The organism is Campylobacter concisus (assembly GCF_003048535.1).
In the GTDB taxonomy this organism is placed as follows: domain Bacteria; phylum Campylobacterota; class Campylobacteria; order Campylobacterales; family Campylobacteraceae; genus Campylobacter_A; species Campylobacter_A concisus_S.
This window is the reverse complement of record NZ_PIRQ01000004.1, coordinates 163473-180040: the sequence shown is the minus strand read 5'-3', so window position 1 is coordinate 180040 and position 16568 is coordinate 163473. Positions and strand designations below refer to the sequence as shown.

General features: G+C 40.2%; 14 protein-coding genes and 1 pseudogene. 11 read left to right on the top strand and 4 right to left on the bottom strand.

Translation table 11 applies throughout. The features are described 5' to 3' along the window. Positions 1-188 precede the first annotated feature (188 nt). Positions 189-533: a hypothetical protein gene (locus tag CVS93_RS05455; RefSeq protein WP_107686874.1), complete on the bottom strand. Its 345-nt coding sequence runs from the start codon at positions 531-533 to the stop codon at positions 189-191. Between the two features lie 3 nt (positions 534-536). Then, positions 537-1859, bottom strand: coding sequence for an NFACT RNA binding domain-containing protein (locus CVS93_RS05450; RefSeq protein WP_107686873.1), 1323 nt, complete (start codon positions 1857-1859; stop codon positions 537-539). A 233-nt stretch (positions 1860-2092) separates the two neighbouring features. On the opposite strand from CVS93_RS05450, the gene CVS93_RS09940 reads away from it, so the two are divergent. The 4 genes and pseudogenes from CVS93_RS09940 to CVS93_RS09755 all read left to right on the top strand — a co-directional run bounded on the left by CVS93_RS09940 (position 2093) and on the right by CVS93_RS09755 (position 6047). After that, complete coding sequence (locus tag CVS93_RS09940; protein ID WP_234400096.1) at positions 2093-2692, top strand: TonB-dependent siderophore receptor; 600 nt, start codon at positions 2093-2095, stop codon at positions 2690-2692. A gap of 69 nt (positions 2693-2761) precedes the next feature. Beyond that, positions 2762-4222 (top strand): annotated as a pseudogene (locus CVS93_RS05445) (TonB-dependent siderophore receptor); the annotation flags it as partial. A gap of 84 nt (positions 4223-4306) precedes the next feature. Beyond that, a complete protein-coding gene (gene leuC / locus CVS93_RS05440; protein WP_107686872.1) occupies positions 4307-5572 on the top strand; it encodes a 3-isopropylmalate dehydratase large subunit in 1266 nt (421 codons plus the stop codon). Positions 5573-5873: 301 nt separating this feature from the next. Then, the gene (locus CVS93_RS09755; RefSeq protein WP_159071525.1) at positions 5874-6047 is read left to right on the top strand and encodes a hypothetical protein; all 174 of its coding nucleotides are present in this window, start codon (positions 5874-5876) and stop codon (positions 6045-6047) included. 65 nt (positions 6048-6112) lie between these two features. On the opposite strand, the gene CVS93_RS05435 is transcribed toward CVS93_RS09755, so the two are convergent. Then, positions 6113-6370: a SemiSWEET family transporter gene (locus CVS93_RS05435; protein ID WP_021091682.1), complete on the bottom strand. Its 258-nt coding sequence runs from the start codon at positions 6368-6370 to the stop codon at positions 6113-6115. Between the two features lie 127 nt (positions 6371-6497). On the opposite strand from CVS93_RS05435, the gene CVS93_RS05430 reads away from it, so the two are divergent. From CVS93_RS05430 to CVS93_RS05400, 7 genes are all read left to right on the top strand, one after another. Then, positions 6498-6986: a hypothetical protein gene (locus CVS93_RS05430; protein WP_107686871.1), complete on the top strand. Its 489-nt coding sequence runs from the start codon at positions 6498-6500 to the stop codon at positions 6984-6986. Positions 6987-7091: 105 nt separating this feature from the next. Continuing rightward, on the top strand, positions 7092-7667 hold the full coding sequence (locus CVS93_RS05425) for a molybdenum cofactor guanylyltransferase (protein ID WP_103579423.1): 576 nt from the start codon (positions 7092-7094) through the stop codon (positions 7665-7667). Then, the gene (locus CVS93_RS05420) at positions 7657-8625 is read left to right on the top strand and encodes a phospholipase A (protein ID WP_234400095.1); all 969 of its coding nucleotides are present in this window, start codon (positions 7657-7659) and stop codon (positions 8623-8625) included. The genes CVS93_RS05425 and CVS93_RS05420 overlap by 11 nt, the downstream gene beginning before the upstream one ends. Before the next feature lie 166 nt (positions 8626-8791). Further along, positions 8792-10186, top strand: a complete 1395-nt coding sequence (locus tag CVS93_RS05415) for a GntP family permease (RefSeq protein WP_107686870.1) — start codon at positions 8792-8794, stop codon at positions 10184-10186. Beyond that, positions 10183-11316 carry a glycerate kinase gene (locus CVS93_RS05410; RefSeq protein WP_107686869.1) on the top strand — a complete coding sequence of 378 codons (1134 nt, stop codon included), beginning with the start codon at positions 10183-10185 and terminating at the stop codon, positions 11314-11316. Before CVS93_RS05415 ends, CVS93_RS05410 begins: the two co-directional genes overlap by 4 nt. A 194-nt stretch (positions 11317-11510) precedes the next feature. Beyond that, positions 11511-12248, top strand: coding sequence for a 4Fe-4S dicluster domain-containing protein (locus CVS93_RS05405; protein ID WP_107686868.1), 738 nt, complete (start codon positions 11511-11513; stop codon positions 12246-12248). Positions 12249-12261: 13 nt separating this feature from the next. Then, positions 12262-15252, top strand: a complete 2991-nt coding sequence (locus CVS93_RS05400) for a molybdopterin dinucleotide binding domain-containing protein (protein WP_107686867.1) — start codon at positions 12262-12264, stop codon at positions 15250-15252. A 222-nt stretch (positions 15253-15474) separates the two neighbouring features. Here the strand turns inward: CVS93_RS05400 and CVS93_RS05395 are convergent, their stop codons facing one another. Further along, a complete protein-coding gene (locus tag CVS93_RS05395) occupies positions 15475-16536 on the bottom strand; it encodes a tyrosine-type recombinase/integrase (RefSeq protein ID WP_107686866.1) in 1062 nt (353 codons plus the stop codon). Between the last annotated feature and the right edge of the window lie 32 nt (positions 16537-16568).

Below are 16568 nucleotides of genomic sequence, written 5' to 3'. Positions count from 1 at the left end.
TTTTAGGAAGTGGTTGGTTAAAAGTCCCTCGATCTTGCCACCAAGTGGGCAAGCTTTAGGTGAGTCAGAGTGGATCTTAAAAAGTTTTTCTTTATTATTTACTGCGTTAAAAATTTGAAGGAGGGTTAGGTGTTGGGGAGTATCACTGACTTGAGACGTGGTGTTTATGGGGCTGGGGTGTTTAGGCATCAAATAGTTATGTCAAGCATGTGATGTTCGCTAGGTACTATTTCCTCATTATCTGCTGTATCGTCCAAATTTTCTTCGTCACTATCTCTTGAATTTTGTTTTTCACTCTCAAACTCACTTGCCTCTTCTTCATTTTTTTGGCGTTCATGTTCTTTTTCAGGGTCTATTTTATAAGACTCTTCCATCGGACGCACCTCTTTGATCTCTTCACTTTGTTGCGAGGCAAGCTCAGCTGCCATCAAAGACTGCATATCAAATCTAGCTTGTTGATTTGCATGCACTTGCGACACTACTGGTGCGTTTTGATTTATAAAGTTACTATTTCCTAAAGGTGTTACAGCCATTTTTTAGCCTTTATTTATGATGATAGTTTTATAGTTCGTATAAGTGACATTTGCACCGTTTTCACGTTTTAAATTTTCGCGTTTGGTGTAGTCCACCTCGTATCTGCCAGCTCCTTTTACGCTAAATTCTACGCAGAATTTAGCTGCCATTTTTAGCGCATCTTCGGGTACCTTGCTCTTGTTTGTTTTAATAATGACATGAGCGCTTGGGGTATCCTTTAGATGTAACCATATATCGTCTTTTTTGGCAAGGTCAAGCAAATTTATATTGCCTTTTTCGTTTCTACCAACTAAAATCTTAAACTCTCTAACGTAAAAAATTTCAGCATTTTCACTCACATCTTTTACATGACGTTCTTTTTGTTTTGCCTTGTTTTTTGGGCTTAAAATTTCAAGCTCATAAAGACTGTTCGCTTCTTTTAAAAGAGATTTTAATCCTTCAAAAAACTCGATCTTTTCGCTTAAATTTCTCTTTTCTATCTCCACGCCAAGGGCTTTTGCGCGAAGCTTTTTTGATTTTGCGTAAAACTCATTTGCGCTGTTTTTTGGAGTATCGCTAAGAGTTAATTTTATCTCGTTGCCATCAAAATCTTTTAGACAAATTTCCCTCTCATAGCCCTTAAAATTCCCTAGATTTGCAAGCAAAAGTGATCCTAAATTTGCAGCTTCTTCACTCTTTCTCATCAGCTCATCTTTATCTTCAAGCGAGTTTAAAATTTCGCTCATGCTATCTATCTTTTTTTGTACGCTTACGAGCTTTGCCTCTTTTAAGCTAGCTATCCTGGATTCATTTACTCTGGCCGCTTCACTCTTAAAAAACGCCTCAAAGTCAGTTATGGGCTCGCACGGTTTTTCTTTGATAGCGATGACTGGAAGTTCCCTTAAAACTTCGCCAGTTTCTATTTTGCGGTAGCTATTATCGATATGCCTTAGTGCCTCGATTATTACGTTGTTTCCATCAGTTATTACAGCATTTGTAAAGCGGCCAGTAAATTCAAGATAGAGGATAAAATTTTCACTTTTATATGAGCCACTTTGCGTGCAGATAAATTTTAAAATTCTATTATCTTTTAAGCACTCAACGCTTTTTATATGCGAGGCGTTAAAGCGCTTTTTTAGGACATTATCAAATGGTGCTTGATAAATTTTTGCTTCTTTTAACTCGTCATCTTTGTAGATAGCAGAGTTTGATTTGTTTAGATCAAAGATGATCTTCTCACCATTAAATTCGATTAAAATAGCCATATCATTAATGCGTTTTGCTTGGTTTATCTTTGTAAAATTTGATAAATAACTTGCTATTTGAACTAAATGTGCGTACTTCATGTGGGGATTATATCAGAAATGTTGCAAAAATGTTTTAATAAAAGCTTTATCACTGGCTATGAAAGAATAGTAAAAAACTATTTTCTGATCCATGTTTAATTTTTACAAATGTTTTATTTGTAATGTTATTAAAATATAAATTTTTCGTAAATTTTTTTCATAAAAATTTAAAATATATTTTTATATAATGATAACTATTTTTATAATATTAAATTTTCTTTAAGGGATGATAAATGAATAAATTTCGCATTAGTGCGGTGCTTTGTTTTGCTATTTCTGCTTTAAATGCTACTGATGTAAGCTTGGATGGGATCAGTGTAGAAGATAGCGCAGACGATGGTTACAGAGCCACAACGAGTGAGGTGGGCAAGACAAATACGCCAATTCTTGAGATCCCGCAGACGGTAAACGTTGTAACCCAGCAGCAGCTAAAGGATAAAAAGCCAGAGACCCTAGCTGAGAGCCTTCAAAACGTGAGTGGCGTTAGCTACGGCAACACCACGGGCGGCATCTTTGACTCGATCATAAAAAGGGGATTTGGCGGTGGACGCGACGGCTCGATCATGCGAAACGGGGTGCCTGCTAGCGTCATGCATAGCTTTAACAAAACCGTAGAAAGCGTCGAGGTACTAAAAGGCCCGGCTAGCTTGCTCTACGGCGCGCAAGAACCTGGCGGCATCATAAATATGGTCACCAAAAAGCCAAAATACGACTTCTCAAACGAAATTTGGGCGGGCATCGGCAACCGCAACTACTGGAATACAGGCTTTGACACCACAGGACCTATTGCGGAGAGCGGGTTTGCGTATAGATTTATATTTGATACTATGTAAAAGGACTACTGGAGAGAGTTTGGCGAATATAAAAATGTTCTCTTTGCACCCTCACTTTCGTATAAAGCCGATGATTACCGCATAAATTTGGCTTATGTGCACACACGCTCGACCGATCCGATCGACCGAGGTATGTATCTCATTCCAAGCACTGGCAAGCTACTGCCGATAGATAAGAAAAGACGCCTTGACGAGCCATTTAATAAGCTAAAAACAAAGCTTGACACCGTGGACGTAAATTTTGAAAAAAATATCGGCGAAGACTGGCTACTGCGCGGCGCTTACGCGTTTTCCCGCTCAAAGCACGAGTACGGCCACATAAGGCTAATGAATGTAAATTTAAACACGGGCGTTGCGGCTAGACGAAACGAGGCGTATGACGGATTTATCCACCGCACGCATGCTGGATCATTAAATTTAAACGGCTACGTTAAAACTGGCGAGATAGAGCATAACTTACTCTTTGGCATCGACGCAAAGGAGTACTACCGCTATAGACCCGGCGCGCTAAACAGCTTCAACTCAGGCACGACGCACAAAAATTTCCCGATAAATATCTACAGTCCAGTCTACGGCACGGTCGCCTATCCGTCCGACCGAGCCTCCGGCATTCAGTATCAAAAGCTAAAAACTATCGGATTTTACGCACAAGATAGCATAAATTTAACTGAAAACTTGATCTACTCTTTAGGAACTAGGTATGAATACTACGATCAGGTAGCTCGAGGCACAACTAGCGGACCAAATAGCACAGATCAGCAAGATGGCAAATTTACGTGGCAAACTGGGCTTTTATATCTACTAACGCCTCAGTGGTCGGTCTATACCAACTATGCACAAAGTTTCAATCCGCAAATGGCTATGAAAGGCGATATCGGCGATATAAAGCCTGAAGAGGGCAAAAGTATAGAGTTTGGATCTAAATTCCAAAACGATAGCATAACGGCTAGTGCGGCGGTTTTTAATATCAATAAGAAAAACATCATGCGAACCGTAAGTGGCGTGAGTACGCCAGTGGGCGAGGCGCGCTCTAGAGGATTTGAGTTTGACTTTAACGGCCGCGTGACGCAGGGACTAAGCGTGGGCGCTAGCTACGCATTCACAAAAACTGAGGTGCGCAAGGATAGCGGCGCGTTTGCCGTGCTAGTGGGCAAACCGCTAGAAGCTACGCCAAAGCACCAAGCCAGCCTCTTTGCCAACTACGACTTTAGCCACCTAGGCGTAAAAGGTCTAAGGATCGGCGGTGGAGCTAGATATTTTGGCTCGTGGTATACATACTATATGAGGACAAATTTATCTGCCGTACCAGCAGGAACGGCATTTAAGATGGATAGTGCAGTTGTTTATGATGCTTTCATCAGCTACGATACCAAAATCGCGGGGTATGAGACAAATTTCGCCTTTAACGTCAAAAACTTGACCGACAAGCTTTATTATACGTCCTCATCTACTGGTACAGATGCTAATATCATACCGATACAACCGGGCTATGCTCGCCAGTTTATGCTGACTGCTAGCGTTAAATTCTAAATTTACTAGGCCTTTTGGCTTAGTAAATTTTCTTTAAATTTAGCAATTTTCGTTAAAATCGCCTCAAAAATTTAAAGGAAATTTATGAAACAAACTATCACCGAGAAAATATTTTCAGATCACGTTGGCAAAGAGGTGGGCGCAGGAGAGATCATCGAAAGCAAGATCGATATGATCATAGGCAATGACATCACGACGCCTATTTCGATCAAGCAGTTTGAGCGAAGCGGCGCTAAAAAGCTAGCTAGCCCAGACGGCTTTGCCATAGTGATGGATCACTACATCCCGACAAAAGATATCCTAAGCGCAAATCAAGCCAAAATTTCACGCGAATTTGCCTACAAACACGACCTTAAAAACTATTTTGATGAAAAAGATATGGGCATCGAGCATGCACTTTTGCCTGAAAAGGGGCTAGTCATCCCAGGTGACGTCATCATCGGCGCAGACAGCCACACCTGTACACACGGCGCTCTTGGAGCGTTTAGCACTGGTATGGGTAGTACTGACCTAGCTTATGCGATGATCACTGGTAAAAACTGGTTTAAAGTGCCTGAGAGCATTAAAGTCATATTTAAAGGCAAGCTTGATAAGCACGTCTACGGTAAGGACCTTATCCTTGAGATCATCCGTCAAATAGGCGTTGATGGTGCACTTTACAAGGCGCTTGAGTTTAGTGGCGAGGTGATAGAGGGCCTTAGCATGGATGATAGATTTTCAATGTGTAATATGGCGATCGAAGCTGGTGCAAAGAGCGGTATCATCGCGGTTGATGAGATCACAAAAGAGTTTTTAAAAGATAAAAATTTACGTGATAAACCAAAATTTTTCTACTCAGACGAGGGCGCAAAATACGACAAAATTTTAGAGATCGATGTTACAAACCTTGATCCAGTCATCGCATATCCATTTTTACCAAGCAATGGCAAGAGCGTAAGACAGGCGGTTCGTGACGATTTAGCTATCGATCAAGCATTTATCGGTTCATGCACAAATGGCCGTCTAAGCGACCTACGTATCGCAGCACAAATTTTAAAAGGCAAAAAAGTAGCCCGCAAAACAAGGCTTATCATCACTCCAGCGACGCAAAAGATCGCAAGAGCTGCCGAAAAAGAGGGCTTAATTGACATTTTCATCGAAGCAGGAGCGGTTGTGAGCAATCCAACTTGTGGCGCTTGTCTTGGCGGATATATGGGAATTTTAGGTGCAAATGAGCGCTGCATCTCGACGACAAATAGAAATTTCGTAGGACGTATGGGCGATAGAACGAGTGAAATTTATCTAGCCAACTCAGCAGTTGTAGCAGCCTCAGCCATAGCAGGTAAAATCGCCGATCCAAGGGACTTATAAAAAATAATATGGATAGTTTGATATCTGACTTATTGAAAATTATACTTGGTACAGTCCTAACAATGTGTGCGCAATGGGTGTACGCTAATCTAAACACAAAAAAGAGAAAAATAAACTCAGGCGACAAAAGCTAGAGGAAGCGTTTATTATAGTTGGGGATATTTTAGGGGGAATACATTACAAAGTAGCTTCGTTAATAAATCCAAAGTTAAATATAGAAAATCCAAAATTTGAAATTGGTAAATTACACTCGCTTATTAGTTTTTACGCACCAGAACTGCAAGAGGACTATAAGGATTTTATGTCTACATATCAAGAATTCGGTCCGCTTATCCTAAACAAATTCAGAACTTTAGATAGTGATGACAAAAGAATAGAGGCAACAACTGAGGAGCTAGTGCAAATGATCTTTTCGCTAAGCTCAAAAGGCAATATAATTAAAGAAAAGTTAGCCAAAATAGCGCAAACACTATAAATTAGTTGTTGCGGCGAAGCAAATAATGTTTTATTGTAAAATCGCCACAACAACTAAATGGTGCATTAAAACGCTGTTATAGTTGCCAAAAGACCAAAGATTATGCCTGGAAAGTTTGCAGCAGAAAGTGGATAGTCTTTTTTAGCTTTTAATAGGCCGTAGCTTGTCCAGATTGTGCAGTTTAGTGCGGCTGCTAGTGGCTGTATAAAAGGCGTTTTGTTGCCGTCAAGGTTGCCCATTATTTGTGGGATGTATGAAAAGTACATAACAACTGATAGGCATGTGCCGATCCAGCCTAAAATTTGTAGATTTTTTTCGCTCATTGCTTCTCCTTAAATAAAAGCGCCATTATATCTTTTTTAATCATGGCAAGCAAATGGATAAAATAGCCATGATTTTTACTGCGATTAAGATGGTTTTAGTAAAATTGAGCATTTTAAAAGGATAAAAATGCCAGATATAGTATATGACAAAGCAAAATGGCATTGGGGTGCAAAAGATGCGCCGACTGATATACCGCATGAAAACGGTGCGACACACATTGCATTTTTCTTTCGCTGGTGCATGGAACACAAATTTTATTCAAAGGAATTTGCGGCAGATTTTGCGGACGATATAGTACAGATGGACGAAAATTTTAACTATCGTCAGTATCTTTTTGACGCTATGGACGGCGTACTTGGAAGCGCGGAGCTAAATACTGCTGGTAAAGCCTTTGCAAAAGCTTACTATACGACTGATCGGACAAAATTTGCCAAAATGTATGGTTGGTATTTGCAGGATTATACGGATTTTGTTTCGAAAAAATTTGGTGAAAAATACTTTGATAACGCCTATTTTTATATAGAAAACTCACAAGAAAACTATGCCTTGATCAAAGCCATCATTGATCGTCGCTACGAGGAATTTTTAACAATGAAAAAGGCAAAGCAGGCTTAAAATTTCACAAGTAGTATAAACAAAAATAAGTTTTTATCACATATTTTTGGTAGATCAAAGCCGCTTTTAGCTAAATTTAGCCTCATAACTTTCTTAAGGGAAAAGATGCAAACTTGCGTGATTTTAGCAGGTGGCAAAAGCTCGCGTATGGGGCAAGATAAGACACTTTTGCCATTTGGTGGTTTTAAGACGCTTACTCATTATGAGGTTGCGAAATTTAGCAAAGTTTTTGACGAAGTTTATGTAAGCTCAAAATTTGAGAAATTTAGCCCGCCACTAAAGCTTATAAAAGATGAAAATAACGATAACTATTCGCCAATGCTCGCACTTTACTCTATTCTTAAAAATTTTGATCATAGCATTTTTGTGATACCAGCTGATATGCCATTTTTTGATCTTAAAAGCTTAGAGGAGCTTGCTAAATTTAAAGATGAATTTGACATGGTCGTGGCCAGTGATAATGAGCACATTCACTCGCTTTGTGGTTTTTTTAGCCCAAGGCTTGCCACTTTGGCTCATGAGTTTTATTTAAAAAATGAGCATAAAATCGGACTTTTGAGAAAAAGCTGTAAATGCAAAGTCGTAAATTTTAAAGATAGTGAGCAGTTTTTTAACGTTAATTTCCCTGATGAATACGAAATGGCAAAGAAAATCCAAGAAAAGAAGATAGATGATGAGTAAAATTTTATTATTTTTAAGCCTTGGCCTTAGTTTTTTGATGGCAAGTGGGCTGGATGATTTTAAAAGAGCACAAGAGCTGGAGCAAAGTGGCGACATAAAGGCTGCGATGCAAATTTATAAAGAGCTAGCCAAAGGCTCTTTAAACGAGCAAGAAGCGATACAAAATGTGCAAGCAAGTGAGCTAGTACCAAGAGAGGCAAAGTTAAAGCAAGCCGATCTTTTAAGAGAAGATAAAAGTGGTAAAAATTTACAAAATGCGCTTGGTATCGAGCTTTATAAATTTAACTACCTTTTGCCAGTAACTTATGCTAAAAATGTGCCAAACGATGAGCGAAAAAGTGTTGAAACTAAGTTTCAAATAAGCCTTGCAAAGCCGTTGTTTTATGACCTGTTTGGACTTAGAGAGAGCCTTGTGGCAGCCTACACGCAGACATCTTGGTGGCAGATAACAAGAACTTCAGCGCCGTTTCGTGAGACAAACTATCAGCCAGAAATTTTTCTAAATTTTGCTTCGCCAAAATATTTGGAGCAAATAGGTGTAAAAAACCTAAAATTTGGACTTTTGCATGAGTCAAATGGACGAGATGGTAGCAATTCAAGAAGCTGGAATAGAGCTTATTTGCAAAGTGATTTTGTTTTTGGCAAGCTTAGCATTTCGCCAAGAGCTTGGATGGTAGTGGGCAATAAGGGCGATAATAAAGATATATTAAAATACATCGGGCATGGCGATGTAAGGCTTAGCTACAACCTTAATGATCACATTTTTAGCCTAATGCTAAGAAATAACTTACATTTTGATAAAACAAATAAAGGTGCTGCTGAAATTTCATATATGTTTCCTATCTTCTCAACCGGAGTTTATGGCTATTTGCAGTATTTTACGGGATATGGCGAGAGTTTGATTGATTATAATAGGCATACTGATAAATTTGGTCTTGGTTTTGTTATTTTAAAATAAGCTAAAAATTTTAAACTTATAAAATGGCTAAATTTAGGCAAATAGTCATAAATTTACTCAAATATGTCAAAAAAATTTAATTAATCAAAAAACTTAAAAATATTAGAAAAAATACAAGCAAATTTTGCTAAAATCTTAAGCAAAATCTCAGAGCAAAGGAGTTTTTATGAGCGGAATCTCACTAATTGTCTGTTTTGTTGTAGCCATCATACTTATGATCGTTATGATCTCTAAGCTAAAAGTGCATCCATTCTTGGCACTTATGAGCATTTCTTTGGTTCTTGCGATCGTCGCGGGCATCGATCTATCCAAGATCCCAGCGATGATAGGTGTCGGCTTTAGTGGCACATTTAAGAGTATCGGTATCGTTATTATCTTTGGAACGATCATCGGCACCGTGCTTGAAAAAACGGGAGCTGCTTTAAAGCTAGCTGATATGGTTGTAAAGCTAGTTGGACAAAAGCGTCCAGAGCTTGCTATGCTCATCATGGGCTGGGTTGTTGGCATTCCGGTATTTTGTGATAGTGGATTTGTCGTTTTAAACTCTATTCGCGAGGCACTTTATAAGAAAATTTCAGCAAGCCCAGTCGCGATGTCAGTCGCTCTAAGTGGCGGCTTATACGCATCTCACGTCTTTATCCCGCCAACTCCTGGTCCAATAGCAGCTGCAGGAACACTTGGTCTTGGCGGAAATCTGCTCCTTGTCATCATCATGGGAACAGTCGTTTCAGTGCCTGTTTTGATAGCTGTTTATTTCTTTTCAAAGAGTGTTGGCAAAAGCGTGACTATCAGCGACAAAGATGCTGACACTGCTATCACAGCTAGCTACGAAGAGCTTTTAAAGAAATTTGGCACGCTACCTAGTGGATTTTTGAGCCTTGCTCCTATCATCATGCCTATCATTTTTATGGCGATTGGTTCTATTGTCGATGTTTTAGCAAAACAAGGCATGTTTGATAAAACGGCTCTCTTGCCAAAGATACTTTTATTTTTAGGAAACCCTATCATTGCTCTTGCAATCGGCGTGATCTTTTGCGTATTTTTATTAGTAGAAGCCAGAAAGATAAGAGAATTTGACCACATCACGAACGAATCTTTAAAGATCGCTGGACCGATACTCTTTATCACAGCAGCTGGCGGTGTTTTGGGCAATGTCATCACTGAGGCCGGCTTTGTAAATTTCATAAAAGAAAATGCAACCGCCATAAAAGCAATAGGAATTTTCTTCCCATTCATTATCTCAGCCGTACTAAAAACCGCTCAAGGAAGCTCGACCGTGGCTATCATCACGACAGCATCTATCATGGGTGCATTTAGTGCCGACAACTCTCTCATGCATACACTTGGCTTTACGAGTGAAATTTCAGCTGCACTTTGCGTCATGGCAATAGCATCTGGTGCGATGTGCGTATCTCACGCAAATGACAGCTACTTCTGGGTTGTGACAAATTTTAGCAAGATGAGCGCAGAACAAGGATATCGCACGCAAACAGCTATGACGTTTATAATGGGTATCGTTGGTATAATTAGCGTTTACATATTATCTTTGGTGCTTTTATGAGAATTTTAGTTGCGATTGATTCATTAAAAGGCTCGCTTAGCTCGCTTGAGGCGGGCCTTGCTGTAAAAGAAGGACTAGAAGAGATTGGCTGCGAGGTCGTTGTCAAGCCTATCGCAGATGGTGGCGAGGGTAGTGTAGAGGCGATGACTGATGCACTTGGTGCAAAATTTATAGATACGATAGTAAAAAATCCACTTGGAATTGAAATTTTAGCTAGATATGCACTAAAAGATAACCTTGCAATACTTGAAATGTCAAGTGCTTCTGGCCTTACACTCATAAATCCGGACGAGAGAAATCCACTAAAAACTAGCACATTTGGCTTTGGTCAGATGATAAAAGATGCCATTGCTAAAGGTGCCAGAAAATTTATCATTGGCATCGGCGGAAGTGCGACAAATGACGCTGGTACAGGCATGCTTAGTGCACTTGGCTTTAAATTTTATGATAAAGATGGTACTTTGCTTGAAGGAAAAGGCGAGAATCTAGCCAAAATTTATGAGTTTACAGATGAAGATGCTTTAAAAGAGCTAAAGGATTGCGAGTTTTTAGTCGCCTGCGATGTAGACAATCCTCTTTATGGCATGAATGGAGCAGCCCATGTTTATGCCCCTCAAAAGGGTGCAAATGGCCGTATGGTAAAAGAGCTTGATGATGGGCTAAAGCACTTTGCAGCTCTTGTAAAGGAAAAGACTAATAGTAAATTTCACACACAAAAAGGTGCTGGCGCAGCTGGCGGACTTGGTTTTGCATTCGTGGCATTTTTGGGAGCGAAACTTCGCCCAGGTATTGAGATCATTACGCAGACTATCGCGCTTGAGGATGAGATCAAAAAGGCTGATCTAGTCATCACTGGCGAAGGCCGTATGGACTTTCAAAGCTCAATGGGCAAGACACCAACTGGGGTTGCAAAACTAGCAAAAAAGTATCATAAGCCAGTGATCGCATTTGCTGGAAGCGTGCAAAAATGTGCCAAAGATTGCCACAAAAATGGGATTGATGCCTATTTTTGTATATTAAATGAGCCAGTGAGTCTTGAAGAAGCGATGAGAAAAGATGTCGCGATTAGAAATTTAAAGATGACAGCGGAGCAAGTCATTCGCCTTTATATGCTAAACTACAAAGCATAAATTCAAGAAGATAGAAAATTATTTTCTATCTTTTTCCCACTTCTTTCTAAATTTTACTATCCAAATTCTATCTTTTAAGTGCTACAAAAATTCTCAAAATTTAATACATTTTGCAAAAATATAAAATAAACTTTAGAAAAAATATTTACTATGTTAAAATAAGGAAAAATTCTAAAAAGAAAGGAGAATTTTTTATGCAACAGACCTTAAATTCTCGTCGCAGCTTCATTGCAGCTGCAGGATTATTTTTTGCTACGACCGCGCTAAAGGCATCACCAAAGGACTTTAGTGGTAGTGGCGTTCGCTACGGCATGGCGATAGATCTAACAAGATGTGTTGGCTGTCAGTCATGTACTATGAGCTGTATGTTGGAAAACGACGTTCAGCCAGGCGCTTTTAGAACCATTGTTTCCGAGTACGAGGCAAGAGATAAAAGCGGTAAAATGGCAGTCATTGCGTCACTTCCAAGGCTTTGCAACCACTGCAACAATCCAGCCTGTATTAGTGTTTGTCCAACTGGTGCTAGCCATCAAAGAAGTAATGGTATAGTAAAGATTGATACAAAAGAGTGCATAGGCTGCGCGCTTTGCGTAGAGGCCTGTCCATATCACGCAAGATATCTTAGCCTACATACCTACAAGGCCGATAAATGCACCTTTTGTGACCACAGACTAAGAGCAGGGCTTCAGCCAGCATGTGTAGAGAGCTGTGTGGGCGGTAGTCGTATAATAGGCGATCTTAATGATCCTAACTCAAATATTAGAAAATTTCTAGCCACACATGAGACTATGGTTATAGATAGCCCTAAAAATACAAATCCACAGGTGTTCTACCACGGCGTTAGCGAAATTTTGGCTAAAAACGATAAGAAACTCGAGCTTGATAATGGATATAAAAAGGTTATCAGCTGGAGCGAAGAGATAGCACAGTAAAAGGAAATAAATAATGCAAAGAAGAGAATTTTTAAAAAGATCAGCCGTGCTCTCAACACTAACCACGAGTGCTATACTGGCAGATGAAGATAAGGACGACTATAAACCGCAGTCAAACTCGCTAGAGCCTGAATTTCGAGTAAAGGACGGCAAAATTTCACTTAGTGATGGACATAGTGTTATCTTTTCGATGTGCCATGGCTGTACGACGAAGTGTGGTATAAGGCTTCACGTAGATGATAAAAACGACAAAGTTGTAAGATGTAGTGGCAACCCATACCACCCACTTTCAAACGTACACTGGGCAAATTTTGACACATCGATAAATGACGCACTTCTTGCCACAACACTAAGTGGTGAAGACGAAAAGCGAGCCACAGTTTGCGCTAGAGGAGCGATATTGCCTGAGATGATAGACTCGCCAGCAAGGATACTAACACCGCTAAAGAGAGTTGGCAAAAGAGGTGAGGGCAAGTGGAAGAGCATAAGCTTTGAGCAGCTAGTAGAAGAGGTAGTGGAGGGCGGAGATCTCTTTGGTGAGGGGCATGTTGATGGGCTAAGAGCAATATATAGCGACGAGCTAATCGACAGCGAAAACCCAGAATACGGCACCAAACGTAATCAATTTTTAAGCTTTTACCTATATGACGGACGCTCTGATATCGTTGATCGCTTTGTCAAAAAGTCATTTGGCACCATAAATCACTACTCACACGGCGGAATTTGCGGTGGCGGCTTTAGGGTCGGTGGTAAGATCGCACACAACGCAAAGGGCTTTGCACACACAAAACCAGACTATGAAAACTCTAAATTTGTTATCTACTGGGGCACTTCGCCGTCAAATGGTGGCAACCCTTTCCAAAAACAAGCAAAAATGCTCTCTTATACAAGGGGTATGAGAGATGATTTTAGCTACGCGGTAGTCGACCCAAGTGTTACAAACGCTGTAAAATACGCATCATCAGACAAAGGCCGCTGGATAGCGATAAAGCCAGGCACCGACTCAGCTCTAGCCATGGCGATGATACGCTGGATCATAGAAAATGAAAAATACGCCACAAACTACCTTATCCAGCCAAATTTAGACCAAGCAAAGCTAGCAGGCGAGATACACTGGTGCAATGCCACACACCTAGTCGTCACTGAAAAAGGTCACAAAGACTACGGCAAATTTGCACTTATAAATAACGAGTGGCAGGTCTGCTCGCAAGATGGCAAGATACAAAGCTACAAGGTAAATGAACCAGCCAAGCTCTACTACAAAGGCAAAATTTTAATAGACGGCAAAAAAGTCGAGGTAAAAAGCTCAATGCAGCTTTTAAAAGAGTCAGCTTATAAGCATAGCTTAGAGGAGTACTCAAAAATTTGCGGTGTAAGTGTTGAAGATATCATCTGGCTTTGTGAAAATTTCACTAAAAACGGCAGACAGGTGAGCACAAACGTGCATGGCGGTATGATGCATACGCAAGCTGGTATGACTACTTTTGCGATACTTTGTCTAAACACACTCATGGGCACTTATGGCTACAAAGGCGGCAACGTCAATGCAAGTGCCGGCACACACGAGTTTTTAAAGGGCAGATATGACCTTGAGGGCTTTGAGGGCGCTTATAAACCAAATGGTCTAAATTTATCAAGATCAGGCAAATACTACGAAACAAGCTCGGAGTATAAGCGTAAAGTAGTAGCTGGCGGCAGCGGCTATCCATCAACTCAGCCATGGTATCCTATCTCTATGCCACTTGTAAACGAAACGCTTACGAGTCACAAGGCCGGCTATCCATACAAAGTAAAAGTTTTCATAAACTACATGACAAACGTACTTTACGGACAAGCAGGACTTGAAAGAGCGGTCTTAGATGTGCTAAAAGATAGTAAAAATTTACCACTTTTTGTGGGCATCGACGCCTTTATGAACGAGACAAACGCCTATGCTGACTACATCGTGCCAGATGGGGTAAATTTAGAAAACTGGGCACTTCCAAACTCTCTTTGGGGAACGATTGCTAAAACTTCAGTCGTGCGCTATCCAGCCGTTAGCTCAAAGCAGGCAAAGGATAAAAACGGCGGCGTGATCGACGTTGAGGCATTTTATATAGCCGTGGCAAAGAGGCTTGGACTAAAAGGCTTTGGCAAAAATGCCTTCAAAGACAAAGACGGAAATTTCATGGACCTTGACGTAAAAGAGCAGTATTACGCGGCTGCTTTGGCAAATTTAGCCTTTGACGGCGAGGGTGTAAAAGATATAAGCAACGAAGATAAAAAGCTTAGTAAAATTTCAAAGATCATGGACAAACTCGATCCTTATCTAAAAGACGAAGAGAAGCCAAAAGTGGCGCACGTGCTAGCAAAAGGCGGCAGATATGATAGCTACGAGAGCGCATACAAGGGCGATAAAACAACCATAAAAGTGCCAGCGCCTACGCCAGCTTCGATCTACTATGAGCCACTCGGTGGGCATAGACACTCAATAACAGGCGAATATATGCCAGGAGTGCCAACTCTGATGCTGCCAGTAGCAAGTGACGGCACGCCGCTTGAGAAATTTTTCCCACGCTCTGAGTGGAAATACACAGTAAGCTCAAGAAAGTCAAATATCCAACACTTCTACACCTTTGTTAGCCCAAGGCTAAGAGCTGTTCATCCTAGCAACTTCATAAGGATAGCACCAGATATCGCAAGTGAGCAGGGCATTCGCTCAGGCGATAAGGTCAAAGTGACTACTCCTTATGGAGCACAAGTTGGCGAGGCGTTTGTGACGGATGGCGTTGCTAGCGGAGTTATTAGTATCGAGCATGGATTTGGTCATGATGAGTTTGGTATAAGAACGCACATCGTCGATGGAAAGCCAGCTTTTGGGATCGCAAATTTAGAAAAAGGGGTCAATCATAATAAGCTTGGACTTCTTGATCCAAAAAGAAATGGCGAATTTAGTTTAAATGACTGGTTGGTTGGTACTTGCGCTAGACAAGCACTTCCTGCAAATATAAGAAAGATCGGCTAGTTTGATATAAATTTGGCGAGTAGAGTAAAATTTGCTTGCCAAATTTCACTTTTTGTAAGAGTTTTTGCCTTGCGGATTGTAAATTTAGATACAGAGCAAACTTTTGGGCTGCTTGCAAGCCAAAATTTCCTCATATATTTATAGGGTTTCATAGTTAAATAATGTTTTAAATTTTGTATGAGTTAAATTTAGTATTGCTAGTTTGCTTTGGCTTTAAGCGCTCTAGTTTGCTAGATCCTCAGCTACTTTTGCAGCGAGTTTTAGCTTGTCACTATCAAAGTGTGTGTAAATTCGCGAGGTATTTAAGCTTGCATGACCTAGAGCTTCTTGCACCAAAACAAGGTCCTTTTGCTTTTTGTAAAGCATCGTTGCAAAGGTGTGGCGCAGCATGTGGGCACCATTTTTCTCTTTTCTGATACCGGCTTTAAATAAAATTTGCTCAACTATGCGGCTAACATAAGCCTGCGTCAGCCTGGTGCCTTTTTTATTGATGAAAAGATAGCCTTCTTTGTTTATGTAGTTTATTGCGATCGCGTTTAGATGAGCTTCTATTAAGTGTCGTTTTATCATAACGATGCGGTATTTGTTGCCTTTGCCTCGGATCCTAATGATAAAAAGATCGCCATCTTCAGTGATGTCTTTTCTCTTTAAATTTAGAGCCTCGCTCACACGAATGCCAGTAAAAATTATCGTTTTTATTATGAGCTTATTGCGATTTGAGTTTTGCTTAAAATCACTCTCCTCGATCGCATCAAGAAATTTTTTGACCTCATCTTCGCCCATAAACTCAGGCAGCTTTTGCCCTTTGTTGCCACTAACTCCGCCCCAGTTTTTTAAATTTATATCAAAAACATGGGCCTTGCCGTCCTCTTCGTTTTGTTTGTCTAAAAATGCAAAGAAATTTATCACCGAGATGCGGTAATTTTTCTTACTAGCATCGCTTAGTCCGCCAGTCGTGCTAGCTAGTATTTCGCTTAGTAGCTCTTCATCGATCTGCTTTAGGCTGCTAAGCTCGTAAAATTTCATCGTTTCATATATTTTTTTAAGTGGATTAAAGTAGGTATTTATACCAGTAAGCCCTGCATTTCTCGCACTTTTTACCAAACCATCAAGCTGATCAATGTTCTTTACCTCACGGCCTAGAGCGTAATTCACACTTGCAAGTACCTTTGGATCTCGAAGCTCTTTATTCGAAAGTGAGCTAAGTTTAAATTTGACGTAGCGAGTGAGCCAAAATATAAATGAGTTTTCAAAATTATCTTTACAATCAAGCGGGTATTTCAAACCAATAACCTTAAATTTTTATTTTGAAAAGT

What these genes read in the sequence shown, in the direction of transcription:
- CVS93_RS05400 (WP_107686867.1), top strand. Translation starts at nt 12,262, where the DNA reads ATGCAAAGAAGAGAATTTTTAAAAAGATCAGCCGTGCTCTCAACACTA.
- CVS93_RS05410 (WP_107686869.1), top strand. Translation starts at nt 10,183, where the DNA reads ATGAGAATTTTAGTTGCGATTGATTCATTAAAAGGCTCGCTTAGCTCG.
- CVS93_RS05405 (WP_107686868.1), top strand. Translation starts at nt 11,511, where the DNA reads ATGCAACAGACCTTAAATTCTCGTCGCAGCTTCATTGCAGCTGCAGGA.
- CVS93_RS05415 (WP_107686870.1), top strand. Translation starts at nt 8,792, where the DNA reads ATGAGCGGAATCTCACTAATTGTCTGTTTTGTTGTAGCCATCATACTT.
- CVS93_RS09940 (WP_234400096.1), top strand. Translation starts at nt 2,093, where the DNA reads ATGAATAAATTTCGCATTAGTGCGGTGCTTTGTTTTGCTATTTCTGCT.
- leuC (WP_107686872.1), top strand. Translation starts at nt 4,307, where the DNA reads ATGAAACAAACTATCACCGAGAAAATATTTTCAGATCACGTTGGCAAA.
- CVS93_RS05430 (WP_107686871.1), top strand. Translation starts at nt 6,498, where the DNA reads ATGCCAGATATAGTATATGACAAAGCAAAATGGCATTGGGGTGCAAAA.
- CVS93_RS05450 (WP_107686873.1), bottom strand. Translation starts at nt 1,859, where the DNA reads ATGAAGTACGCACATTTAGTTCAAATAGCAAGTTATTTATCAAATTTT.
- CVS93_RS05425 (WP_103579423.1), top strand. Translation starts at nt 7,092, where the DNA reads ATGCAAACTTGCGTGATTTTAGCAGGTGGCAAAAGCTCGCGTATGGGG.
- CVS93_RS05455 (WP_107686874.1), bottom strand. Translation starts at nt 533, where the DNA reads ATGGCTGTAACACCTTTAGGAAATAGTAACTTTATAAATCAAAACGCA.
- CVS93_RS05435 (WP_021091682.1), bottom strand. Translation starts at nt 6,370, where the DNA reads ATGAGCGAAAAAAATCTACAAATTTTAGGCTGGATCGGCACATGCCTA.
- CVS93_RS05420 (WP_234400095.1), top strand. Translation starts at nt 7,657, where the DNA reads ATGATGAGTAAAATTTTATTATTTTTAAGCCTTGGCCTTAGTTTTTTG.
- CVS93_RS09755 (WP_159071525.1), top strand. Translation starts at nt 5,874, where the DNA reads ATGTCTACATATCAAGAATTCGGTCCGCTTATCCTAAACAAATTCAGA.